Below are 23,419 nucleotides of genomic sequence, written 5' to 3'. Positions count from 1 at the left end.
GGCCGGGTGCCAGGCGGTGCGGGGTCAGCGCCCGCGCATGCCCTTGCGGTCGGGACGCGCACGGGTGGGGTCGATGCCCTTGGGGATCGGCAGCTTGGCGCCGCCGAGCGCCTTGAGGCGCTTGAGGACCTCGGCGGTCTCCGGCTTGGTGAGCGTCGGGCGCAGCTTCTGCACCGTGCGCGAGACCTTCTTGAGCGGGACCTGACCCTCGCCGTTGCCGCACTGGATCGTGGTGACCGGGACGTTGGGCAGGACGCGCGTGATGCGGCGCTTCTCGCCGTCGAGCAGCTTGGTGACGCGGTGCGTCGGGCCCTCGCCCACGAGCACGACCCCGGCACGCCCGACGCCGCGGAACACGAGGTCCTGCTGCGGGGTCAGGGCGACGGGCTCGTCGTCGAACGTCCAGCCGCGGCGGATCGTGCCGAGCGCGGCGCGCGCGGCCCCGGGCTGGCCCTCGATGCGGCTGTAGGCCGCGGTCTCCGCGCGGCGCGTCAGGACGAACAGCGAGCCGAGGAACGCGAAGGGCAGACCCACGATGAGGGTGTAGACCCACGGCCCCCAGGCCAGACCGATCCCGATCGCGACGGCGAGGATGCCGACGAACACGGCCAGCATGATCCACGTGACCGCCGGGTCCTCGGCACGCGTCATCTTGTACGCGTCCCAGACCTGGTGATACCAGCGCTGCTTCTTCTGCTTCTTCGGCTTGGTGCCGTCGACCCCGGTCGAGGGGTCGGTGCTCTTGTTGCGGGCCATGGTGCCTCAGTCTAGTGGTGGCGGAGAGTGCTCCGGTGAAGGGGTGGGGACGGCGGCGAGCCGGACCCCGCCCCCGATTCTCTCGCACGTCGGCGGGGGAACGGGAGCGAGGACCGGCTCGGGCCGATCAGGAACCCGTGAGGTCAGCGAGCCAGCAGGCTCGCCGCCTCCTGACGGGCCGTCGTGGGCTCGGTCAGGTGCGCGAGCGCGGCCGGGATCTCCATGCCACGACGCTTCATGGCCTGGCCCCACAGGCGGCCCGCGCGGTACGAGGAACGGACCAGCGGGCCGGACATGACACCGAGGAACCCGATGCGCTCGGCCTCGTCCGAGAGCTCGACGAACTCCTCGGGCTTGACCCAGCGCGAGACCGGGTGGTGGCGCAGCGACGGGCGCAGGTACTGAGTGATGGTGATGAGGTCGCAGCCTGCGTCGTGGAGGTCCTGCAGGGCCTCCTTCGCCTCGTCGATCGTCTCGCCCATGCCGAGGATGATGTTCGACTTGGTCACCAGGCCGGCCTCGCGAGCCCGCGTGATGACCGACAGCGAGCGCTCGTAGCGGAAGCCCGGCCGGATCTGCTTGAAGATGCGGGGCACGGTCTCGACGTTGTGCGCGAGCACCTCGGGGCGCGACTCGTTGACGGCGTCGAGCAGCTCGGGGATCGCGTTGAAGTCCGGGATGAGGAGCTCGACGCCCGTGCCCGGGTTGAGCGCGTGGATCTGACGCACGGTCTCGGCGTAGAGCCACGCGCCGCCGTCGGCCAGGTCGTCGCGCGCGACGCCCGTGATGGTCGAGTAGCGCAGACCCATGGCCTGGACCGACTCGGCGACGCGGCGCGGCTCGTCCGCGTCGAAGTCGGCGGGCTTGCCCGTGTCGATCTGGCAGAAGTCGCAACGGCGCGTGCACTGGTCGCCGCCGATGAGGAACGTGGCCTCACGGTCCTCCCAGCACTCGAAGATGTTGGGACAGCCGGCCTCCTCGCAGACCGTGTGCAGGCCCTCCTTGCGCACGAGGCCCTTGAGCTCGGTGTACTCGGGTCCCATGGTCGCCCGAGTCTTGATCCACTCGGGCTTCTTCTCGATGGGTGTCGCAGAGTTGCGGGCCTCGACCCGCAGCATGCGCCGCCCTTCAGGTGCGATCGTCACGCGGTGTCTCCCAGTCCGTGGTGGGCGGTGGCCCCCTGGAGTCGTGCCCGGTATCGGGTGAAAGTCAGACTACGCCAGGAGCCTGCGGGAGGGCGGTGGTGTCCACGTGGGCCGGACGTGACCTGAGCGACAGCCCGGTGACGACGAGCAGCACCGCGGCGACGGCCGGCAGCGCGAACGCGGCCGCCGTCCCCACGCCCTCGGCGACCTGGCCCCCGACGCTCGCGCCGAGCGCCACGCCCACGACGTTCGCGCTCGCGAGCATCGTCATGGCGGCGCCGCTGCGGCTGCTCGGGCTGAGGTCGCCGCCGACCGTGAAGATCGTGACCATGACCGGGCCGACGAACAGGCCCAGCAGCGCGAGCGCGCCGATCAGGGCGCCGAGCGACCCGCTGCCGCCCGCGAGGAACGCGAGGACCGCGGTGACCGTGAGGCCCGAGGCGAACGAGACCCAGCGCGAGCGTGCGCCGAAGCTCGCAGGCAGCGCGACCACGGCGAGCGCCGTGATGGCCGACCCGAAGCCGAGCACCGCGTAGACCAGACCGGCCTGCTCCTCGGCGCCCGCGTCGCGCATGAACGACGTGACGGCCGTCTGGGTGCTGCCGAAGAGCATGCCCATCGCGAGCATCCCGAGGACGGGGACCAGCACTCGGCGCAGGAGCCCGACGAACGAGCCGTGGGCGTCGGCACCCGCCGCGGCCTGCGCCGCGGCGGACGGCTTGGGCGCGCCGGGCGTCGCGGTCGGGTGCAGGGCGAAGGCCAGGCCGAAGATCGCGCACACCGCGGCGGCGAACAGCATCGCGGCCTGCGGGGACCACACGCTCGCGAGGATGCCGACGAGGGCCGGGCCGAGCACGAAGCCGATCTCGTCGGCCGTGCTCTCGTAGCCCATCGCGGCGAGCAGCGTGCGAGGGCGGTGCTGGGTCATCGCGATCCAGCGCACGCGCGCGAGCGGGCCCACCTGCGGGGCGAACGCGCCCACGAGCGCCGCGGCGCCGAGGATCACGCCCGACGTTGCGCCGGTGCTCGCGGCCTGGACGAGCGCGACGACGGCCAGGACGTTCAGCGGCACCACGACGAGGAGCACCTTGCGCTGGCCGATCCGGTCCGCGAGGGATCCCTGCGTCGGGCCGCCGAGCGCCGTGCCGACGGCGGCGGCGGCGCTCGCGAGCCCGCCGAGGGCGAGCGAGCCCGTGGTCGTCGTGACCAGGAGGAGCGTGCCGATCGTGATCATCGAGAAGGGCAGCCGCGCGAGGAACGCGATCGGCAGGAACGCCTTGCCGGCCAGGCGGGGAAGCTCGCCGTACGTGGCGAGGGTGCCGCGGCGGGGTTCCGCGGGCTCGGGAGCCTGAGCGGGGGCGCCGGGGGCGCCGTCAGCCGTGACGTCGGGGCGCGCGGGCGCGAGGGGACTGGGAGTGCGGGTCATGAGGGTCCTTCAGGGGTCAACCGTTCCGCGCACCGACCCACCCGTACTCCGGTTGCGCAATGATTCCCTTGAGGTGATCCCCATCCTAGCCGTGAAGGTCCCGGAAGGGGAGGGGTGCGTCCCCGCGCCCCAGCCTGCCGAGCGCACCGAGGGGACGGACGCGGCGGCTGCTCAGGCCGTGACGGACGCGCCGGTCGTGGCGGAGGCGCCGGTCACACCGGACGCGGAGGTCGCGGCCAGGAGCGGACCCAGGTGCTCGTGCAGCGCGGGGACCAGGATCGGCGTGGCCTCGTCGATCGTGACCCGTCGACCGGTCTCGAGCGTCAGGGACGTGACGTCGGCGTCGGAGATGCCGCACGGCACGATGCGGGAGAACTCCCCGAGGTCGGGGGAGCAGTTGAGCGCGAGGCCGTGCATGGTCACGCCGCGCGCGACCCGCACGCCGATCGCGCAGACCTTGCGCTCGCGCCGGGTCGGGGTCGCGCCCAGCCACACGCCGCTGCGCCCCTCGACGCGGTGGGTCGTCAGACCCAGCACGGTGCAGACGTCCATGACCGCGGACTCGAGCGCGCGCACGTAGGCGACGACGTCGACGGGCTCGGCGAGCCGGACGATCGGGTAGGCGACGAGCTGTCCCGGCCCGTGCCAGGTGATCTTCCCGCCGCGGTCGACGTCGACGACGGGCGTGCCGTCGTCGGGGCGGTCGGCGAGGTTGGTGCGCCTGCCGGCGGTGTAGACGCTCGGGTGCTCCACGAGGATCACGGTGTCCGGCGCGATGCCGTCCACGACGTCCTGATGGACCTGGCGCTGGAGGTCCCAGGCGTCCTGGTAGTCGGTGAGGCCGGGGCCCTCGGTGCGCAGGTGCATGCGGTCAGGCTAGCCCTCACCCGGTCGGGGGTGGGCCTCGACCATGGTGATGAGGATCTCACGCAGCGTGGCGATCTGCTCCTCGCTCAGGCCCCGGGTGCTGAGCTCCTCGGCGGGGCGCGGGCTCGCGGCGGCGAGCGCGGCGGTGCGGCCGCCCGGGGTGATCGCGACGGCGCGCCGGCGCCGGTCGTTCACGTCGTCCTCGCGGGTGATGTACCCCGAGCGTTCGAGGCGCGCCAGGATGCGGCTCATGGTCTGTTCGGTGATGTGCGACTCGGCCGCGAGCTGACGCTGGGTGCGCGGGCCTGCGAGCAGGTGCAGCAGGACGGGCATCGAGGCGTGGTTGAGGTCCCAGCCGTCGAGGTGGTGGTTCCACTCACGCTCGATCCGGCGGGTCACCGCCGACAGGAGCCGGCCGGTGGGCCAGTCCTTCGGTTCCCTGCTGACCGGGTTTGCGTCCACTTGCTTCTGAGACCTCCGTCGTCAATAGTACTCAGCATGCTGAGTAATCGCTGGAGTGGTGTGCTCCGAGGCCTGGTCATTGTCGCAGTGTTGGGAGTCTGGCTCGCCATCGGGGCGATCGGGGGCCAGGCGCAGGGCAAGCTCAGCACCGTCCAGACCAACGACTCCGCGGCCTTCCTGCCGTCGAGCGCCGAGTCCACCCGCGCAGCCGAGAAGGCCCAGGCGTTCGTGTCCGACGAGTCGCTGCCCGCCCTCGTCGTCGCGGTCCCCACCGACGGCGGAGCCGTCACGCCCCAGCAGCTCGAGACCCTCCAGGCCGTCGCCGCCGACCTGCCGACGCTCCCGCTCCCCGGCGCCGGTCCAGACGACCCCCAGACGGTCGGGGACGCGCTGACCGGCGACCCCGTCGTCGTGCCCTCGCAGGACGGCGAGGCCGCGATGATCGTCGCGTCGCTCGACGCGTCGCAGTCCTCGGACCTCATGGCCGACGACGAGCGCGTCAACAACGCCGTGGTCGCCGAGATCCGGGCCGAGCTCGAGACCGCCCTCGCCGACTCGGGCCTCCAGGCGTGGGTCACCGGGCCCGCGGGCTTCGTCGCGGACCTCGTCAACGCGTTCGGCGGGATCGACACGGTCCTGCTGCTCGTCGCGCTCGGTGCCGTGCTGATCATCCTCGCGATCGTCTACCGCTCGCCGATCCTGCCGTTCATGGTGATCCTCACCGCGGTCTTCGCGCTGTGCCTCGCAGGCCTGGTCGTCTACCTCCTGGCGGACGCCGGCACGCTGACGCTCAACGGACAGGCGCAGGGCATCCTCTCGATCCTCGTCGTGGGCGCCGCGGTCGACTACTCGCTCCTCGTCGTGGCGCGATACCGCGAGGAGCTGCGCGCCGTCGAGAGTCCCTACACGGCCGTGCGCCGCGCCCTGCGCGCCTCGATCGAGCCCATCGCCGCCTCGGCCGGGACCGTCATCGCGGGCCTGCTCTGCCTCCTGCTGTCGGACCTCGCGTCCAACCGCTCCCTCGGGCCCGTCGGGGCGGTCGGCATCGCGGCCGCGTTCCTCGGTGCGCTCACGTTCCTGCCTGCGCTGCTCGTGGTCGGCGGCAAGCGCTCGCGGGGCATCTTCTGGCCGCGCAGGCCCGCGTACGACCCGGCGGCCGCCGACGAGGCGACGACCGCCGCCCTGGCGCCCGCGCCCGCCACCGGCGCACCGGAGGGCGGGCGCGACGTCGCCCTCGCCGCGAGCCACGACGTCGAGGTGCACGTCGCGGGCCACGGCGTCTGGTCCCGCGTCGCGAGCTTCGTCGGGCGCCGCGACCGTGCCGTGTGGATCGTCACGGCCCTCGTCCTCGCGGGGTGCGCGGCGTTCGTGCCGACGTTCCAGGCCGAGGGCACGAGCGACTCCGACGTCTTCCTCACCCAGGTCGACTCGGTCGACGGCGAGCAGGTGCTCGAGGACCACTTCGGGGGAGTGGGCGTCCAGCCCGCGATCGTGATCGCCCCCGAGGCCGACCTCGACGCCGTGCTCCAGGCCGCGACCGCGACCGACGGCGTCGCGTCCGCCGCCGCCGTGACCGAGGGCGGCACGGGCGGAGCGCCCGGCGCCCCCTCGCAGGGGCCGCCGCTCGTCGTCGACGGCGACGTGCGCGTCGACGTCGTGACCGAGGACCCGAGCGACACCAACGCCGCGACGCAGACCGTCGCCGCGCTCCGCGACGCCGTGCACGAGGTCTCGCCCGACTCGCTCGTGGGCGGGGCCAGCGCCGAACGGCTCGACACCCAGATCGCGGGCGACCACGACCTGCGCGTCATCGTGCCCGTGGTGCTGGTCGTGATCCTGGCGATCCTCATGCTGCTGCTGCGCTCGGTCCTCGCGCCGGTCCTGCTCATGGCCGCCAACGTGCTCTCGTTCGGCGCGGCACTCGGGGTGTCGGCGATCGTGTTCAACCACGTGCTCGACTTCCCGGGCGCCGACCCGACCGTCCCGCTCTACGCGTTCTGCTTCCTCGTGGCGCTCGGCGTCGACTACTCGATCTTCCTCATGACCCGGGTACGCGAGGAGTCCGGGATCATCGGCACCCGCCGCGGCACGCTGCGCGCGCTCGCCGTCACGGGCTCGGTCATCACGTCGGCGGGCGTGGTGCTCGCCGCGACGTTCGCGGCGCTCGGGGTGATCCCGCTGCTGTTCCTCGCACAGCTCGCGTTCATCGTCGCGTTCGGCGTCCTCGTCGACACCCTGATCGTCCGCAGCCTGCTCGTCCCGGCCCTGGTGCACGACGTCGGGCGAGCGGTCTGGTGGCCGGGAGCGCTGCGCCGCAGCGCACCCTGAGGAGCCGCGGGCCCGGGCGGGCCGACCTCGCGTCGGGCGGCTCGTCCGGGACCCGCTCCCGGCTCACGGTCCGCGCAGGTCAGCTCCCGGTGGGCAGCGGCTCGGACGGGCAGTCACCGAGCACGGCGGTCATCGCGTCGCGCTCGGACGGGGTCACCCACAGCTCGTAGGTGACCTTGACCGCGATCTGGCGCGCGATGTACGTGCAGCGGAACGCGTGGTTGGGCGGGAGCCAGGCCGACGCGTCGCGCGCGCCCTTCGACTGGTTGGCCGACCCGTCGGAGGCGAGCAGGTTGAGCGGGTCGTTCGCGAAGCGGCGACGGGTCTCGTCGTCCCACGACTGGGCGCCCTTGCGCCAGGCGTCCATGAGCGGGATGACGTGGTCGATCTGGACGGCCGAGCTGGTCTTGTTGCCCCGCACGAAGCTGATCGTCTCGCCCGTGTAGGGGTCGTCGAAGGTCCCGGTGCGGACCTCGCACGCCTTGTCGCGGGTCGAGTACGTGAGGTCGGTGAGGTCGCGCGCGAGGATGTCGTTGCGCGTGTCGCAGCCGTTGCCGTCGACGTCGGCCCAGGCGGACCCGAAGTTCTCGCGCTCGTAGCCGGTCGCCGCCGCGATCCCCTTGACGTCGAGCGTCTCGAGCGCTGCGAGAGCCGTCCCGGTCGCGGGGGCCTCGTTCGCCTCGATCGTCGGTTGGTTCACCGCGTTGGCGATGACGATCCCCAGCGCCAGGGCGATGAGGGTGATGCGCAGGGCGCGCCGCAGGCGCGCGCTCTTCCTGCTCGTGGGGCTCGTGCTCTTGGTGCTCAACGGACGACCTTCCCGAACTCGGACACATGCCGAGAACGACAGTTCCAGGAGGATTCGGTACATTCTGCCAGCCTTCCGGAGTGCTCCGGGACGACGGCTAGATTGGTCGGCATGACGACGACGAGTGCGCAGGGACAGGCCCGGGGCAGTGAGCCGGTACGGATCGGTCTGGTCGGGTACGGCGGGGCGGGCCGGGGGATCCACGCGCGCCTGGCCCGGGAGGCCGGGCTCGTCGTGACCGCGGTCGTCGCCCGGAACCCCGAGCGCCGCGCGACGGCCGAGGCGGACTGGCCCGGCGTGCGGCTGTACGACGACCTGACCGGGCTCCTCGGCGATCGTGGCGCGTTCGACGTCGTCGTGGTCGCGAGCCCGTCGGCGCTGCACGCCGAGCACGCTGCCCAGGTCTCCGCCGCCGGTGTCCCGTTCGTGCTGGACAAGCCGATCGCGCTCGACGGGGCGCAGGCCGCCGAGGTCGTCGCGACGGCCGACGCTGCCGGGACACCCTTCACGGTCTTCCAGAACCGGCGCTGGGACCCCGAGCAGCTGACGCTGCGGTCGGTGCTCGCGTCGGGCGAGCTGGGGCGCGTGCACACGTTCGAGCGTCGCTGGGAGCGGTGGCGGCCGGTGCCGCAGCAGCGCTGGAAGGAGAACGACCCGGTCGGCGGCGGGCTCCTGCTCGACCTCGGCCCGCACCTCGTCGACTCGGCCACCCAGCTCTTCGGGCCTGTCCGGTCGGTGTACGCCGAGCTGCGCGCCCTGACGACCCCGACCGAGGACGACGTCTTCCTGACGCTCCACCATGCGCCGTCGGACGGGCGTGAGGTGGTCAGCCGGCTCTGGGCGGCCTCGGTCGTGGGCGCGCCCGGTCCCCGGACGCGCGTGCTCGGGGACGCCGGGGCGTACGTCGTGACGACGTTCGAGAACGACGCGTCGCCCTTCGAGGTCTTCGACGACGCGGCGCCGGACGGGACCGAGGGGTGGGTCACGCACGGGCGTGAGCGCAGGCCCGTGCCGCGCGCCCCGGGCGGGCACGCCGACTTCTACCGCGCGGTCGCCGACTGGGTCGACGGCGGCCCGGTGCCCGTCGACCCTGCCGACGCGGTGCGGACCGCGCACGTCCTGGACGTGGCGCGGGAGAGCGCGCGGAGCGGACGGCGGCTGGAGGTCTGACGGGTCCGGGCCGGGAGGGGTTCGACGGGATCGGTCGGGTCCGGCCGTGCACGGGCCATGGCGGCCGAGATCCCGGGCTGTGGACAACCGGTCCGTCGGGTCGCGCTCTGCTGGGATGGGGCGATGTCGAGCGTCCGCCCGCCCCGTGCATCCTGGCCCTCCCGCGCGAGGGATCGGGAGGGTGCCGACCCGTCGGCACCACCTCCGGCGGTCCAGGACCTCCTGACGCGTCGAGGCTGGGCCGTCGTCGGGCACGGTGAGGCGGCGGCACCCGACGGGGCGGCGGCGCGTCGCTGGGTCGCCTCCGACGGCGCGGGGCGCTGCCGTGACGTCGACCTGGTGCACGTGCCCGCCGAGCCTGCGGCGAGGGCCGTGCTGGTCGAGCGGCTCGACGCTCTTCGACAGCTCGACCACGAGCACCTCGCGCACGTCGAGGAGGTTGCCGAGGGTGACGTGGGCGACCTCGTGCTGGTCTCCTCGCGGCCGCCGGGCGTGGGCCTGCCGCTCCTGCGAGCCTGCCGGGGTCCCTTCGAGGCCGGGGAGGCCGTGACCCTGCTCGTGCCCCTCGCGCAGGCGCTGGCCGCGCTGCACGCGTCCGGGCTGTCGTACGGCGGGGTCGCGGAGTCGGACGTCCTGCTCGACACCGAGGGGCGGGCCGTCCTGCGGATGCCGCTCGACCTGTGCGCCGTTCCGCCGGCCGACGACGTCAGGTCGCTCGCGGAGCTCGTCGTGGGGGTCCTCCCGCATCCCGCCGCCGCGACGGTCCCGGCCGGTGGCACTGCCGAGGGGCCCGACCTGCGGCTCACGGCCCTGCACGCCGAGCTCGCCACGGCCTGCCGTGCGGACCCTCGTACGCGGCCCGAGGTCGGGACGTTCGCGGCGCTCTGCTACGAGGCCGCGTCCCCGTCCCCGATCGCGATGCCCGACAGCGCCCGGCTCGCCGCGGCGACCATCGCCGCACGGTCGGGGCGCGCGTCACGTCGGAGGGAGCGGTCGCCCGAAGGCGACCGGGCACGCGACGACACGGTCGCCCGGCCCCCGGGGGCGTCCGGCCGGAGCGCCCCGGAGTCCCGTGTTCCCCCCGGTCCGGGCGGGAAACCGTCGCCCACGCGACGGGAGCACGCCGCCCGACGACGTCGCTCGGCCTCAGGTTCTCGGCATCACCCCGCGCTCGTCGCGGGCCTCGTCCTGGTCGGGTGCTCGGTGCTCGTCACGGGAGCGCTGCTCGTGGGACCGCACCGTGCGGGGGACGTCGCCGGTCCGCACACCGGGTTGACCCGTCCCGGGGCCGAGCGCGCCGAGGCTATGGACTCCGCTGCCCCCGACCCCGTCCTGCTCGACCCCACCCTGCAGGCCGACGACCCGGCCGGTGCCGCCGTCGAGCTCACCGAGCGCCGCGTCGAGCTGCTGGCAGGGGGGCGAGAGCCGGCGGAGGTCCTGGCGCCCGGTTCGCCCGCCGAAGCGGCGGACGCCGACCTGCTCGACCGGGTCGCCGGGTCAGGAGTCGTGATCGACGGAGCGACGGCCTCGGTCGTGGGGGCGCGTCCGGTCGCCCCGGACGAGGAGAGCGCGGCGCCGGCTCTCGGCGCGGAGCCCGGACCCGGGACCGAGACGCAGGTCGACGTCACCTACTCGGTCTCCGAGCACACCCAGCGGGCGGCCGACGGCTCGGTCACGACGGTGCCTGCGACCATGGCGTCGACGGCGCGCCTGACACTGCGGTGGACCGATGTCGGATGGCGGGTGAGCGCGGTGGTGTGACGGTGGTCCGCTCAGCCTGCGGCGACCCAGCGGGCCGCGGACTCCAGGTCCGGGTGCTCGAACGCGAAGCCGCTGGCCTCCAGGGCCCGTGGCAGGGCACGCTGCGACCCGAGGATGTCGGACGCGAACTCGCCGAGCGCGACCTTGAGCGCGACCGACGGGACGGCCAGCGCCGCGGGGCGGTGCAGGGCGGCGGCCAGCGCCCGGGTGACCTCGGCGTTCGTGGCGGGCGCCGGGCCCGTGAGGTTCACCGGCCCGTGCACGTCCGTCTCGAGCAGGTGCAGCACGGCCGAGACGTGGTCGCGCAGCGTGATCCAGCTCCAGTACTGGCGCCCGCTGCCGAGCCTGCCGCCCACGCCCCACCGCAGGAGAGGCAACATGCGGGCCAGCGCTCCGCCGTCGGGCGTCATGACGATGCCCGTACGCAGGTGCGCGACCCGCACCCCCGCGTCCTGCGCAGGGCGCGTCGCGGCCTCCCACTCGGTGACGACGCGCGCCAGGAAGCCCGCACCCGGGCCGGACGTCTCGGTCAGCACCTCCGCGCCCCGGTCGCCGTAGTACCCCACGGCGGTGCCCTGGAGGAAGACCGGCGGGGGAGCGTCGAGGTGCGCGAGCGTGCGCGCGAGCAGGCCTGTCGTGCGCGTCCGGGACTCCAGGATCGTGCGCTTGTACTCGGCCGTCCAACGGTGGTCGCCGACACCGGCTCCCGCGAAGTTGACCACGGCGTCCGCGCCCTCGAGCGCGCGCGGGTCCAGGGCGTCCTCGTCCGGGTCCCAGAAGTGCTCGTGGGCAGTCTGCGGGGGCCTGCGCACCAGGCGGCGCACCGTGTCACCGCGCTCCCGCAGACGTTCGAGGAGCTCCGTACCGATGAGACCGTGCGACCCGGCCACGACGATGTCCATGCGACCACGGTACGGCCCCGGCGGAGGGCCTGCGACGCCCACGGCCCGTCGGACCCTCGACCGGCCGCCCCGAGCCCTGGAGACGCGGCAGGCCCCCCGACCCGAAGGGTCGAGGGGCCTGCCGCGTGGTGGGCTCAGCGAGCTCCGAGGGTCAGAGACCGACCTCGGACTCGAAGGCGCCCTCCTCGATGCGGGTCTTGATCGCACCCAGGAAGCGGGCCGCATCCGCGCCGTCGACCAGGCGGTGGTCGTACGACAGGAAGATGTAGCTCATCGAGCGGATCGCGATCGACTCGTTGCCGTCTGCGTCGGTCACGACGACCGGGCGCTTGACGATCGTGCCGGTGCCCAGGATCGCGACCTGGCCGCCGGGGACGATCGGCGTGTCGATCAGCGCGCCACCGGAACCGGTGTTCGTGATCGTGAACGTCGCGCCGCCCAGCTCGTCCGGCCCGATCTTGTTGATGCGGGTGCGGCCGGCGAGGTCGGCGATCTTGCGGGCGATCCCGGCGAGGTTGAGGTCACCGGCGTCCTTGATGACGGGCACGACCAGGCCGCGCTCGGTGTCGACCGCGATGCCGACGTTCTCCTGCGGGTGGTAGACGACCGAGTCGCCGTCGATGCTCGCGTTGATCTTCGGGTAGGCCTTGAGGGCCTCGACCGCGGCGAGCGTGAAGAACGGCAGGAACGTGAGGTTGGCGCCCTCGCGTGCCTTGAAGTCGTTCTTGGCCTTGGCGCGCAGCTTGGCGACCTTGGTCACGTCGACCTCGACCACCGTCGTGAGCTGGGCCTGCGTCTGCAGGGCCTCGACCATGCGCGTCGCGACGAGCTTGCGCAGGCGCGACATCTTCTCGGTCGTCCCGCGCAGGGGCGAGACAGCCGGGACGCTGGCCGCCTTGGGCGCGGAGCCCGACGGCGCAGCAGCGGCAGGTGCCGGGGCCGCCTTGGCAGCCTCCGCCTTGGCGGCCGCCTCGAGGACGTCCTCCTTGCGGATGCGGCCACCGACGCCCGTGCCCGTGAGGGACGCGACGTCGACACCCTTCTCCGCGGCGAGCTTGCGCACGAGCGGGGTCAGGTAGGAGCCGCCGGTCGAGCCCGAGGTGGCACGCGAGGCAGGGGCCGCGGGAGCGGCGGGCGCCTCTGCTGCCGGGGCGGGCGCCGCTGCCGGTGCAGGTGCGGGCGCTGCGGGAGCGGCCGGGGCCGGTGCAGCCTCCGGTGCCGGTGCCGGTGCCGGGGCGGGAGCCGCCTCGGGGGCCGGTGCGGCGGCGGCCGGAGCCGGTGCTGCCGCGCCCGAGCCGACGATCGCGAGGACGGTGCCGACCTCGACGGTCTCGTCCTCCTGGACGAGGATCTGCTGGACGGTGCCCGCCACGGGGGAGGGGACCTCGGTGTCGACCTTGTCGGTCGAGACCTCGAGCAGGGGCTCGTCGACCTCGACGGTCTCGCCGACGGCCTTGAGCCAGCGGGTCACGGTGCCCTCGGTCACGGACTCGCCGAGCGCCGGGAGCTTGATCTCCTCGCCGCCCGAGGCGGCGGGCGCCTCGGCTGCGGGAGCGGCCGCCGGAGCCTCGGCCGCGGGGGCCGGTGCCGGCTCCGCCGCGGGGGCGGGCTCGGCTGCCGGGGCGGGAGCCTCGGCGGGTGCTTCGGCGGCGGGAGCCTCGGCAGCGGCCGGGGCTGCGCCCGCGCCGGAACCGATCACGGCGAGGTCGGTGCCGACCTCGACGGTCTCGTCCTCCTGGACGAGGATCTGCTCGAGCACGCCGGCGAACGGCGAGGGGATCTCGGTGTCGACCTTGTCGGTCGAGACCTCGAGCAAGGGCTCGTCGATCTCGACGCTCTCGCCGACGGCCTTGAGCCAGCGGGTGACGGTTCCCTCGGTGACGGACTCGCCCAGTGCGGGCATCTGCACGTTGTCAGACATGACCTCTCGGGTCTCCTTCGATCGTTGGGTCAGTTGTGGGCGTGCAGCGGCTTGCCGGCGAGGGCCAGGTGGGCCTCTCCGAGAGCCTCGTTCTGCGTGGGGTGCGCGTGGACCAGGGCGGCGACGTCCTCGGGGTACGCCTCCCAGTTCACGATGAGCTGGCCTTCGCCGATGAGCTCGCCGACGCGGGCGCCGACCATGTGCACGCCGACGACGGGGCCGTCCTTCTGGCGGACGAGCTTGACGAAGCCCGTGGTCCCGAGGATCTTGCTCTTGCCGTTGCCGGCAAGGTTGTACTCGAGCGTCTCGACGCCGTCGGCGCCGTGCAGCTCCTTGGCCTTGGCCTCGGTCAGGCCGACCGAGGCGACCTCGGGCTCGCAGTACGTCACGCGGGGGATGCCCGACTCGACGATCGGCGTCGGGTTCAGGCCCGCGATCTGCTCGGCGACGAAGATGCCCTGGGCGAAGCCGCGGTGCGCGAGCTGGAGCCCGGGGACGATGTCACCGGCTGCGTAGATGTTGCCGATGCCCGTGTGCAGGCGCTCGTCGACGATCACGAAGCCACGGTCCATGGTGATGCCCTGGGCCTCGAAGCCCAGGTCGGCGGTGCGGGGGCCGCGGCCGACGGCGACCAGCAGGAGGTCGGCGTCGAACGTCTTGCCGGACTCGAGGGTCACGTGCACGCCCGAGTCGTCCTGCGTGACGCCCGAGAAGCGGTCGCCCAGCGTGAAGCCGATGCCGCGCTTGCGGAACGCGCGCTCGAGCGCCTTGGACAGCGACTCGTCCTCGTTCGGGACGAGGTGCGGGAGCGCCTCGATGATCTGCACGTCGGCGCCGAACGACTTCCAGACGCTCGCGAACTCGACGCCGATCACGCCGCCGCCCAGGACGATCGCGCTCTGGGGCACGTAGTCGAGGGTCAGGGCCTGGTCGGACGTGATGACGCGGCCGCCGATCTCCAGTCTGGGGAGCGAGCGGGCGTAGGAACCCGTGGCGAGCACGACGTTCTTGCCCGTGTAGCGCTGGCCCGCGACCTCGACCGTGTCCGCTGCGACGAGCGTGCCGTGGCCCTCGATCACCGTGATCTTGCGGGACTTGATGAGACCCTGCAGGCCCTTGTACAGCCCGGCGATGACGCCGTCCTTGTACGAGTTCACGCCGTTCATGTCGATGCCCTGCAGCTGGCTCAGGACGCCGTACGCGCTGCCCTCGCGGGCGTTGTCGGCGAGCTCGGCGGCGTGCAGCAGAGCCTTCGTGGGGATGCAGCCGTTGTGCAGGCAGGTCCCGCCCAGCTTGTGCGCTTCGACGAGAGCGACGTTCAGGCCGAGCTCGGCGGCACGCAGCGCGGTGGCGTAGCCGCCGCTGCCTCCGCCCAGGACGAGGACGTCGAAAGGTGTGCCGGTCTCGGCCACGTGCAGCTCCTTAGGCATACGAAAAGAGGGAGAGCAAAGTTCTCGTGACATCTTGGCACTTCGGTCAGCCGTACCCCAATCGGAACGCACACTCTTGCGTGTGATGCTCAAGACAGCCACGCCGGGCGTCCGGTCCGCCCCCGTGGTCCGGACGGTCCCGGCGGGCGGGCTCCCCGGGCGCGACCTGCCGCTCCCCGCCCTGCGGCTCCCCGCCCTGCGGCTCCCCGCCCTGCGGCTCCCCGCCCACAGGCGGGGCCGAGCCCGATCCCAGGAACGCTCCAGGCGGAGCAAGTACCCTTCCTCCATGTCCAGGCTGTCGCAGCTCTTCTCCCGCAAGCCCGCGAACGGTGCCGGTGCCCCCGCCGGTGCCCCGTCGACCGCGGACCAGCGCCGCGCGACCGTCGAGCACCTCGCCGACTTCGCACGCACCCGCGTGGGTGTCGAGGCGTACATCGAGCCGCCGACGAACGACACCCCCACGACGCTCATGCTCATCGCGACCACGGGGGAGTGGACGAGGCGCCGGGTCCCCGACGCCAGGACCGCGCGCAAGGTCGCCGAGCAGCTCGAGCTCCCCGTCTACGACGTGAACTTCACGGGCTACCCCCAGCGCATGCGCGACTGGAACTCCAAGCAGCGCAGGCGCTGAGCCCCATCCGCAGTCGCTGACCCCGCCCGCAGGTGCGCGCTTCGCCGGGCGGTTGGCCGGAGCTCCCACGGAACGAGATGCGGTCAACCGGGGTCGAGGCCCTTCCCCGACCCCGGTTGGCCGCAACCCGACCTCCCGGCCGGACGCAGAAGCTGCGCCCGACGACTCCGGCGCGGTCCGGACCCGATGCCAGCCGGAACGACGGACGGGCACGACCCCGAGAGGTCGTGCCCGTCCTTGTCCCGGGAGCGGTCCGCGGAGCGCGGCCGCCGGGCGACTACTTCTTCGCCGCGCGCGCCTCGAGCAGCTCGACGAGCGTGCGGACCGCGACGCCCGTGCCGCCGACCGGCGTGTAGCCGAACGCCGAACCCTCGTTGAACGAGGGGCCCGCGATGTCGAGGTGCGCCCACGGCGTGGTGCCCACGAACTCCTGCAGGAACAGCCCTGCGACGAGCATCCCGCCGAAACGGTCGCCGATGTTCGCGATGTCCGCGACCTTCGACTTCATCGACGCGGCGAGCTCCTCGGGCAGGGGCATGGGCCAGAACTGCTCGCCCGCTGCCTCGGCCGCCGCGACGACCTCGCCGCGGACGTCGTCGGACCCCATGACGGCCGAGACGCGCGTGCCGAGCGCGACCATCTGCGCACCCGTGAGGGTCGCGACGTCGAGCACGACGTCGGGCTTCTCCTCGACCGCGGCGACGAGGCCGTCGGCCATGACGAGGCGACCCTCGGCGTCGGTGTTGAGGACCTCCACCGTCTTGCCGCCGCGGATCGTGATGACGTCCGAGGGGCGCTGAGCCGTGCCCGACGGCATGTTCTCGGCGAGGCAGAGCCAGCCGGTCACCGCGACGGGCAGGCCGAGCTTCGAGGCCGCGAGCACGGTGTGCAGGACGGCGGCCGCACCGGCCATGTCGGACTTCATGGCCTCCATGCCCTTGGCGGGCTTGATCGAGATGCCGCCCGAGTCGAACGTGATGCCCTTGCCGACCAGCGCGACCTTGGCGTGCGGGCGTGAGGGGGAGTAGGACACCTTGACGAGGCGCGGGCCACGCGAGGACCCCTGGCCGACCGCCAGGATGCCGCCGTAGCCGCCCGACGCGAGGCCCTTCTCGTCGAGGACCGTGACCTTGACGCCCGTGCCCTTCGCGGCGGCCTTCGCGATGTCGGCGAAGGCCGCAGGGAACAGGTCGTTCGGGGCGGTGTTGACCAGGTCGCGCGTCGCGTGGACCGCGGCGGCGATCGTCGCGGCACGCTCGACCGCGGCCTTCGCCTTGGCCCCGCGGGCGAGCGAGGTGAGGACCTCGATGCTCGAGACGACACCGGCAGGCTTGGTCGAGCCGGTCGTGCCCGACGCGTCCCGGTAGCGGGTGAACGAGTACGCGCCGAGGAGTGCGCCCTCGGCGATCGCGGCGACCTCGGCCTCGTCCTTGGCGGGCAGGGCCACCGCGACCGACGCCGCACCCTTGAGGTCGCGCACCGCGGCACCCGCCGCACGGCGCAGCGTCTCCGCCGCGAACGAGCCCGACTCGTCACGGGCGCCGAGGCCCGTCAGGACCAGGACACCGGCCTTGAGGTGAGAGCCTGCGGGCACCGTGCGCACCTCGTCGCGCGCACCGGTGATGCCCAGCACGGGGGCGAGGGCCTCGAGCTCGGCGACCACGTCGCGAGGGAGGTCGTCCCCCACGACGGCCACGCCGTCCGAAGTCGTCTGGGTCCCGACGACGAGCGCGTCCACCTTCACGCCGGTCGGGTTCTTGCTGGAGAGAGTGAGTTCAGCCACGGCTCGATGCTAGCCGCTGCGCGGACCAGGGCCACCGGTGGGGCGAGCGGCGGGCGATTCCTGCCCGCGGGCCGGACGCCGGTAGGCTCGGCGTCGTGGTCCTCCCCCTCGTCCTCCTCGTGGTCGCGCTGTGCGCGGCCCTCACCGGTTGGGCCGGGTGGTTCGTCGCCCGCGACCGTGCCGTCGTCCTCAAGCAGCTCTGGGGCGGTGCCGTCATCGAGGGCGCGATCGTCCTGCAGATGATCGTCGCGGGCGTCCTCGCCGCGACGGGGAGCTCGGCGAGCGACCCCGTGAAGCTCTGGGGCTACCTGATCACCGCCCTGTTCATCCTGCCCGTCGCCGCCGTGTGGGCGTTCGCCGAACGCTCCCGCTGGAGCTCGGTCGTGCTCGCGGTCGCCGCGATCACCGTCGCGTTCCTCGAGTGGCGGCTGTGGCAGATCTGGACCGCCTGAGGAGAGATGGCGTGACCCACCCCGAGAACCCCGAGACCGCACCCGACCCGGCGACGCGTGTGCCGCCGTCGGGCGGCCCCGACGTCCCCGACGTCCCCGACGTCCCCGACGTCCCCGACGCGCAGGGTGCCCACGACGCGCCCCGCAGGACGGGCAGCGGTTTCGGCCGCGTCCTGGTCCTCGTCTACGGGATCTTCGCGATCTCCGCGACCGCGCGCGCCTCGATCCAGCTCCTGCGCGACTGGCACGAGGCCCCCGTCGCCTACGGGCTCTCGGCGCTCGCGGCCGTGGTCTACATCGTCGCGACGATCGCGCTGGCCCGCGGGTCGGCGACGTCACGGACCGTCGCCTGGACCGCCGTCACGGTCGAGCTCGTGGGAGTGCTCGCCGTGGGCGCCTGGTCGCTGCTGGATCCCGCGGCGTTCCCCAAGCCCACGGTGTGGTCCGACTTCGGGATCGGCTACGGGTTCGTGCCGCTGGTCCTGCCGGTCGTGGGCCTCACCTGGCTGTGGCGCACGCGCCCGCCCCAGACCTCCACCACCGAACCGAAGGATCGCGCATGAGCCGGCTCTACTCCCTCCTCTTCAACGGCGTCTTCAAGCACATGGACCCCGAGAAGGCGCACGAGGTGGTGTTCCCGCTCATCTCCCTCGCTGGTCGCACGCCCGTCGTGGGTGACGTGATCCAGGGGGCCGCGGCCCCGTACCTGGGCCGCGGCGCGAACGGCCCGGGCAGCGTCCAGGCGCTCGGCCGCTCGTTCCCGGCGCCGTTCGGGCTCGCGGGCGGTTTCGACAAGAACGCCAAGGCGATCCGCGGGCTCACGATGCTGGGCTTCGCGTTCATCGAGATCGGCACCGTGACCGCGCACGCCCAGCCCGGCAACGAGAAGCCGCGGATGTGGCGCGAGCTGTCGATGCGCGGCATCCGCAACCGCATGGGCTTCAACAACGAGGGGGCGGCCGCCGCGGCACAGCGCCTCGAGGCCTTGCGCCGGTCGGCGTCGGGTCGCGCGATCATGATCGGCGCGAACATCGGCAAGACCAAGGTCACCCCGGCCGAGGACGCCGCGGGCGACTACGCGACGAGCGCCGCGCTCCTCGCGCCGCACGCCGACTACCTCGTCGTCAACGTGTCCTCGCCCAACACCCCGGGCCTGCGCGACCTGCAGTCGACCGAGGCCCTGCGCCCCATCCTCCAGGCGGTCCGCGAGGCCGCCGACGACGCCACGCGCACGTCCGGCGTCCGGCGCATCCCGCTGCTCGTCAAGATCGCGCCGGACCTCGCGGACGAGGACGTCGACGCGGTCGCCGACCTCGCGCTCGAGCTCGGCCTCGACGGCGTCATCGCGGTCAACACGACGATCGGGCACGACCTGGGCCCCGGCGGGCTCTCGGGTCCGCCGCTGCTCGCCCGGGGGCTCGACGTCGTCGCTCGCCTCCGCGGCCGCCTCGGCCCCGACGTCACGATCGTCGGCGTGGGCGGCATCTCGACCGCCGACGACGCGCGCGCCTACCTGGCGGCCGGAGCCGACCTCGTGCAGGGTTACACCGGCATGATCTACAACGGTCCGTTCTGGGCCGCGAGCATCAACCGGTCCCTGGTGCGTGACACGGCCCGGGGGACCCGAGGCGGAGGCGCACGATGATCCGACCCCAGTGGGTGTGGGAGCTCGACGACGCGGACGGGCGCCCGCTCACGACGCCCGTGAGCCCGGCGTTCACCAACCAGTTCGACGCCGAGCAGTGGCTCGGCGAGACGTGGCGCGAGCTCGCCGCGCAGGGGGCGGTCGCGGCGCGGCTGCTCAACGACGGTGCGCAGGCCACGGCGACCGTGGAGCTGCGCACGGCGTAGGGCTGGGCCGTGCAGTGGGTCGTCGTGGTCGGTGCGCCGTCGTCCTTGCCGGACGACGGCGCACCGAGTGTGCAGTTCGGGCTGTCGATCGAGCCTGGAGACGACCCGAACTGCACACTCGACGGTGCGTGGCGCCGACGAGCATGCGGTCGGCACCGAGGGGCCGCCGAGGGCCGCTAGCCCGCCACGTGCTCCCAGGCCGCCACCAGGCGGGGCACAGCGCGCCGGATCGCCTCGGCGTCGGGTGCGAAGGTGAGCCGGACGCGGGAGGTCGCTGCGCCGTCGGGCGTGAGGGACGGGCCCGGGTTGATCACGAGGCCCCGCACCGCCGCAGCCGCCGCCAGGGCGTGCGCGAGCGGGCGCCCCAGGTCGACCCACAGCGAGAGCCCGCCCGCGGGCGCGGTGACGTGCCACGACGGGATCGCGGCCGTGACCGCCGAGCGCAGGAGGTCGCGCTGCGAGCGCAGCAGGGGCAGGCGTTCGGCGAGGACCTCGTTGCGCCGGGCGAGCAGCTCGACGACCGCGAGCTGCTCGAGGACCGACGTCGCGATGTCGGCCGCGCCGCGCACGCGCGCGAGGTGCGCGACGACGTCGGGGTGCGCGCGGACCCATCCGACGCGCAGCCCGCCCCAGAACGTCTTGGAGGCCGACCCCACGGTGAGCAGGTGGCTCGTCGCGGACCCGTCGCCCGCGAGCGGCTCGGGCGCGGGGCCGTCGAGCGCGATGTCGGTGAGGGTCTCGTCACCGATCACCGTGACCCGGTGCCGCAGCGCGATCCGCCGGACCTCGGCGCGCTCGTCGGGCGAGAGGCTGTAGCCCGTCGGGTTGTGGAAGTCGGGGACGAGGTACGCGAGGCGGGGTGTCGCGGCGCGGATCGTCGACTCGAACAGTGCGACGTCGAACCCCGGACCGTCGCCCGGCAGGCCCGCGCCCACGGGGAAGCCGACGACGCGCGCCCCGCGCGCGACCATCGCCTCGATGCCGTGCGCGTACGTGGGCGACTGGACCACGACCCGGTCGCGCGGCCCCAGGAGAGACTGGGCGACCGTCGAGATCGCGTGCTGCGCGCCCGTGGTCACGAGGACCTGGTCCGGGGTCGTGGGCGTGCCGCGCTCGGTGAGCCGCTGCGCGACGGCCTCGCGCAGGGGTTCGAGGCCGAGCGGCTCGTACCCGCGCCCCGACAGGTAGCCGGGGAGGGCCTCGAGCGCGCGACCGTAGGCCGCGTGCAGCTGGGGTGGGGCGGCAGGGGCGGCCTGCCCCAGGTCGACGAGGTCCTCGGGCGGCTCGACGCCCACCGGCACGGGCGCGTCACCGCCGCACCACCGCGGCTGGGCACGGCGGGTGGGTCGGGGCAGGACCGCGACCGTCCCGACGCCCGTGCGGCTCGTGACGAACCCGCGCTCGCGCAGGGCCGCGTACGCCGCGGCCGTGGTGGTCCGGGAGACGCCGAGCGCCGCGGCGAGGTCGCGCTCGCTCGGCAGCCGGGTGTGCGGGGCGACCGTGCCCGACAGGACCGCGCCGCGGACGGCGTCGGCAAGCGCGGCGTACGCGGGCCCACCGGACTGCCAACCGGCGACGAGCGCGGCCAGGGCGGGGGCGGACAGGCGCCGGTGCACGGGGGGATGGGCCGGGGCGACGGCCCCGGGGGCGGTGGCGAGCGAGGTGGCCATGAGGCCACTCTCCCCGAATTGGCTATGGATCACCAGTCCACTGCGGGTGCACAGTAGGGGAGTGTCGACGAACTTCAGCCCCCTGCGCCGGACCGTCCAGCTCACGCTCGGACTGTTCGGCTTCTCCCTGACCATGGCCATGCTCATCCATTCCGGCATGGGCGCCATGCCGTGGGACGTCTTCCACCAGGGCGTGGCCCTGCGGTCCGGGCTCGCGCTCGGCGTCGTGGTCGTCGCGTCGAGCGTCGTGGTCATGCTGCTGTGGATCCCGCTGCGCCAGCGCCCCGGCCTCGGCACCATCGCCAACATCGTCGTGATCGGCGCGACCCTCGACCCGTTCCTGCTGCTGCTCGAGCGCGTCGACCCCGACCCCTCCATGGCCGGACGCGTGGCGCTCGCAGTCGCGGGCGTGGCCCTCAACGGCGTCGCGACCGCGGCCTACCTCGGGGCGCGCCTGGGCCCGGGCCCGCGCGACGGTCTCATGACAGGTCTCGTCGCCCGCACGGGGTGGCCAGTGCGCCGGGTCAAGACCGCGATCGAGGTCCTCGTGGTCGCGATCGGCTTCGCGCTCGGCGGGACGCTCGGTTGGGCGACGGTCCTGTACGCGTTGGGCGTGGGGCCTGTGGTCCAGGTCGCGGCACGGTGGCTCGCGCCGCACCTGCGTCCGGCGGTCGTGCCGTTCTCGTCCTCGCCCGACGGCGCCGCGCACCTCCCGGGGCACCTCGCCCCGGGCGAGGGTTCCGGGGAGGCGGGTGGTGCGCCCCGTGCGGGCGGCCGGGGAGAGGTCCCGGGCGAGCCCGAGCCGAACGCGGCGTAGGGCCGGGTCCCGCTCGGCCGGTCGCGTCCGTCGCCGCGGGGTGACTCCCCGGCGGCGCCGGGGGGGGGGCCCGGCCGGGGGCGCCCCCGGGGGGCCCGGGGGGCGCCCCGCCGTCGGGCGGACAGGGGAGCCGGCCGCCGTGAGGGCGTCCGGCGGACGTCCGGCGGACGTCCGAGGGACGACCGGGGGGTGACAGCCGGACGTCCCGTCCGGACTAGTGCTGGTGCGCCGCCTCCGCATGATGGTCGTGGTCGTGGTCGTGGGTGTCCTCGGCGTCCCGGTCCGCGCGGACGTTGACCTTCCCGGCGGTCCAGTACCCGACGACCTGGTGCCGGTCGCGGGCCATGCCCCACGCGGACCGGAGCGTGCGGCGGATGTCACGGCTCGCGGCGCTCTCGCACGCGACCCACGCGTAGCCCGGGGTCTCCAGGACGGGCAGGGCGCGCACCGCCTCGACGAGCGCCGCGCCCGGGCGCGCACCCTCCGGGGTCACGAGCCACGTGTACGTCACGTCTCCGCGGGTCTCGAGCTCCTGGCGGTCCTCGGGCGTCGGCACCTCCACGATCGCGTGCGCGACGCCGCCCGGCGGGAGCTCCTCGACGATGCGCCCGAGCCCGGGCAGACCGGTCGGGTCGGCGACGAGCAGACGCCACTCGGCGTCGGCCGGTGCGTCGTAGTAGCTGCGGGACTCACCTCCTGCGAACACGCCGAGGACGTGGCCCGGCTCGGCGCGCTCGGCCCAGTCGGACGCGAGGCCGCCCGGGTGCACGGCGAGGTCGACCACGATCGTGCGGCCCTCGTCGTGCACCCGGCGGGCCGTGTAGTGGCGCCACGGCGGCTCGGTGCCCTCGACGGGCACGACCCCGTAGTCGTCCTGGTTGAAGAACTCGATCTCCGCGACGGTCTGACCGGGGGACGGGAAGGCGAGGTCGATGCGCTCGTCGCCCTGACCGTCGGTCGTCCACCTCCAGTCACCGACGACCTCGAGGTGGACACGGACCATGTGCGGCGTGATGCGCGTCGCCGTGACGACGCGGGCCGGGAAGCAGGGGGAAGCCATCCGGCCACGGTAGGCCGGGACAGGGTGGCCTGTGGGGACAGGGTGTACCGCGAACCGGCCAACGCAGGACGTGGGCGGCCCCCCCCGCCCCCCGGGGGGCCCCCCGGGGCGGCCGGCGGGCGCCCGCCCCCCCCCCCCGCGGGGGGGCGCCCCGGGCCACCGCGCCCCGCGCCCCGGGG

Annotated in this window: 21 protein-coding genes; 9 read left to right on the top strand and 12 right to left on the bottom strand. The window is 73.9% G+C overall.

From position 1 onward, the window contains the following. Positions 1-24: 24 nt before the first annotated feature. The 5 genes from WFH32_RS03025 to WFH32_RS03005 all read right to left on the bottom strand — a co-directional run bounded on the left by WFH32_RS03025 (position 25) and on the right by WFH32_RS03005 (position 4,656). Positions 25-756, bottom strand: coding sequence for a DUF4191 domain-containing protein (locus WFH32_RS03025; RefSeq protein WP_191796503.1), 732 nt, complete (start codon positions 754-756; stop codon positions 25-27). A gap of 143 nt (positions 757-899) precedes the next feature. Beyond that, on the bottom strand, positions 900-1,901 hold the full coding sequence (gene lipA, locus WFH32_RS03020) for a lipoyl synthase (RefSeq protein ID WP_030153123.1): 1,002 nt from the start codon (positions 1,899-1,901) through the stop codon (positions 900-902). Between the two features lie 64 nt (positions 1,902-1,965). Further along, the gene (locus WFH32_RS03015; RefSeq protein WP_191796504.1) at positions 1,966-3,327 is read right to left on the bottom strand and encodes an MFS transporter; all 1,362 of its coding nucleotides are present in this window, start codon (positions 3,325-3,327) and stop codon (positions 1,966-1,968) included. 171 nt (positions 3,328-3,498) lie between these two features. Continuing rightward, positions 3,499-4,194 carry a lipoyl(octanoyl) transferase LipB gene (gene lipB / locus WFH32_RS03010; protein WP_336706190.1) on the bottom strand — a complete coding sequence of 232 codons (696 nt, stop codon included), beginning with the start codon at positions 4,192-4,194 and terminating at the stop codon, positions 3,499-3,501. Between the two features lie 9 nt (positions 4,195-4,203). Beyond that, entirely contained in the window at positions 4,204-4,656 is a 453-nt protein-coding gene (locus tag WFH32_RS03005; protein WP_191796506.1) for a MarR family winged helix-turn-helix transcriptional regulator, read from the bottom strand. 36 nt (positions 4,657-4,692) lie between these two features. Between WFH32_RS03005 and WFH32_RS03000 the strand changes: the two genes are divergently transcribed. Further along, positions 4,693-6,984, top strand: a complete 2,292-nt coding sequence (locus WFH32_RS03000) for an MMPL family transporter (RefSeq protein ID WP_442946296.1) — start codon at positions 4,693-4,695, stop codon at positions 6,982-6,984. Between the two features lie 79 nt (positions 6,985-7,063). On the opposite strand, the gene WFH32_RS02995 is transcribed toward WFH32_RS03000, so the two are convergent. Then, positions 7,064-7,792, bottom strand: coding sequence for an HNH endonuclease family protein (locus tag WFH32_RS02995; protein WP_336706188.1), 729 nt, complete (start codon positions 7,790-7,792; stop codon positions 7,064-7,066). A gap of 111 nt (positions 7,793-7,903) precedes the next feature. On the opposite strand from WFH32_RS02995, the gene WFH32_RS02990 reads away from it, so the two are divergent. Together WFH32_RS02990 and WFH32_RS02985 are read left to right on the top strand one after the other, a co-directional pair. After that, on the top strand, positions 7,904-8,962 hold the full coding sequence (locus tag WFH32_RS02990) for a Gfo/Idh/MocA family protein (protein ID WP_336706187.1): 1,059 nt from the start codon (positions 7,904-7,906) through the stop codon (positions 8,960-8,962). Between the two features lie 123 nt (positions 8,963-9,085). Next, positions 9,086-10,723: a hypothetical protein gene (locus tag WFH32_RS02985; protein WP_336706186.1), complete on the top strand. Its 1,638-nt coding sequence runs from the start codon at positions 9,086-9,088 to the stop codon at positions 10,721-10,723. Positions 10,724-10,734: 11 nt separating this feature from the next. Here WFH32_RS02985 and WFH32_RS02980 read toward each other — a convergent pair whose 3' ends face one another. From WFH32_RS02980 to lpdA, 3 genes are all read right to left on the bottom strand, one after another. Then, on the bottom strand, positions 10,735-11,625 hold the full coding sequence (locus tag WFH32_RS02980) for a TIGR01777 family oxidoreductase (protein WP_336706185.1): 891 nt from the start codon (positions 11,623-11,625) through the stop codon (positions 10,735-10,737). A gap of 151 nt (positions 11,626-11,776) precedes the next feature. Beyond that, complete coding sequence (gene sucB / locus WFH32_RS02975; protein ID WP_336706184.1) at positions 11,777-13,546, bottom strand: 2-oxoglutarate dehydrogenase, E2 component, dihydrolipoamide succinyltransferase; 1,770 nt, start codon at positions 13,544-13,546, stop codon at positions 11,777-11,779. Positions 13,547-13,575: 29 nt separating this feature from the next. Further along, complete coding sequence (lpdA, locus tag WFH32_RS02970) at positions 13,576-14,976, bottom strand: dihydrolipoyl dehydrogenase (protein ID WP_336706183.1); 1,401 nt, start codon at positions 14,974-14,976, stop codon at positions 13,576-13,578. Between the two features lie 286 nt (positions 14,977-15,262). Between lpdA and WFH32_RS02965 the strand changes: the two genes are divergently transcribed. Beyond that, the gene (locus tag WFH32_RS02965; RefSeq protein WP_138824226.1) at positions 15,263-15,607 is read left to right on the top strand and encodes an oxidoreductase; all 345 of its coding nucleotides are present in this window, start codon (positions 15,263-15,265) and stop codon (positions 15,605-15,607) included. A 277-nt stretch (positions 15,608-15,884) separates the two neighbouring features. Here WFH32_RS02965 and WFH32_RS02960 read toward each other — a convergent pair whose 3' ends face one another. Continuing rightward, positions 15,885-17,390 carry a leucyl aminopeptidase gene (locus WFH32_RS02960; RefSeq protein ID WP_191796514.1) on the bottom strand — a complete coding sequence of 502 codons (1,506 nt, stop codon included), beginning with the start codon at positions 17,388-17,390 and terminating at the stop codon, positions 15,885-15,887. A gap of 95 nt (positions 17,391-17,485) precedes the next feature. On the opposite strand from WFH32_RS02960, the gene WFH32_RS02955 reads away from it, so the two are divergent. Genes WFH32_RS02955 through WFH32_RS02940 form a run of 4 tightly spaced genes read left to right on the top strand, consistent with a single transcriptional unit; the run spans position 17,486 to position 19,693 of the window. Further along, on the top strand, positions 17,486-17,842 hold the full coding sequence (locus tag WFH32_RS02955; protein WP_030153088.1) for a hypothetical protein: 357 nt from the start codon (positions 17,486-17,488) through the stop codon (positions 17,840-17,842). An 11-nt stretch (positions 17,843-17,853) separates the two neighbouring features. After that, a complete protein-coding gene (locus tag WFH32_RS02950; protein ID WP_442946295.1) occupies positions 17,854-18,405 on the top strand; it encodes a hypothetical protein in 552 nt (183 codons plus the stop codon). Next, positions 18,402-19,487: a quinone-dependent dihydroorotate dehydrogenase gene (locus WFH32_RS02945; protein ID WP_336706182.1), complete on the top strand. Its 1,086-nt coding sequence runs from the start codon at positions 18,402-18,404 to the stop codon at positions 19,485-19,487. The genes WFH32_RS02950 and WFH32_RS02945 overlap by 4 nt, the downstream gene beginning before the upstream one ends. Further along, the gene (locus WFH32_RS02940) at positions 19,484-19,693 is read left to right on the top strand and encodes a hypothetical protein (RefSeq protein ID WP_138824230.1); all 210 of its coding nucleotides are present in this window, start codon (positions 19,484-19,486) and stop codon (positions 19,691-19,693) included. The genes WFH32_RS02945 and WFH32_RS02940 overlap by 4 nt, the downstream gene beginning before the upstream one ends. A gap of 176 nt (positions 19,694-19,869) precedes the next feature. On the opposite strand, the gene yczR is transcribed toward WFH32_RS02940, so the two are convergent. Continuing rightward, a complete protein-coding gene (gene yczR / locus WFH32_RS02935; RefSeq protein ID WP_336706181.1) occupies positions 19,870-21,363 on the bottom strand; it encodes a MocR-like transcription factor YczR in 1,494 nt (497 codons plus the stop codon). Between the two features lie 61 nt (positions 21,364-21,424). On the opposite strand from yczR, the gene yczE reads away from it, so the two are divergent. Further along, positions 21,425-22,180 (top strand): membrane protein YczE, encoded by a 756-nt coding sequence (gene yczE, locus WFH32_RS02930; RefSeq protein ID WP_191796518.1) that lies wholly within the window; start codon positions 21,425-21,427, stop codon positions 22,178-22,180. A gap of 214 nt (positions 22,181-22,394) precedes the next feature. Here yczE and WFH32_RS02925 read toward each other — a convergent pair whose 3' ends face one another. Beyond that, positions 22,395-23,240 (bottom strand): siderophore-interacting protein, encoded by an 846-nt coding sequence (locus WFH32_RS02925; protein WP_336706180.1) that lies wholly within the window; start codon positions 23,238-23,240, stop codon positions 22,395-22,397. Positions 23,241-23,419 lie beyond the last annotated feature (179 nt).

It is taken from the genome of Oerskovia sp. USHLN155, from assembly GCF_037145535.1.
Classification (GTDB): domain Bacteria; phylum Actinomycetota; class Actinomycetes; order Actinomycetales; family Cellulomonadaceae; genus Oerskovia; species Oerskovia rustica.
Note: the sequence above shows the minus strand (reverse complement) of the source record. Positions and strands in the feature narration are given on the sequence as shown.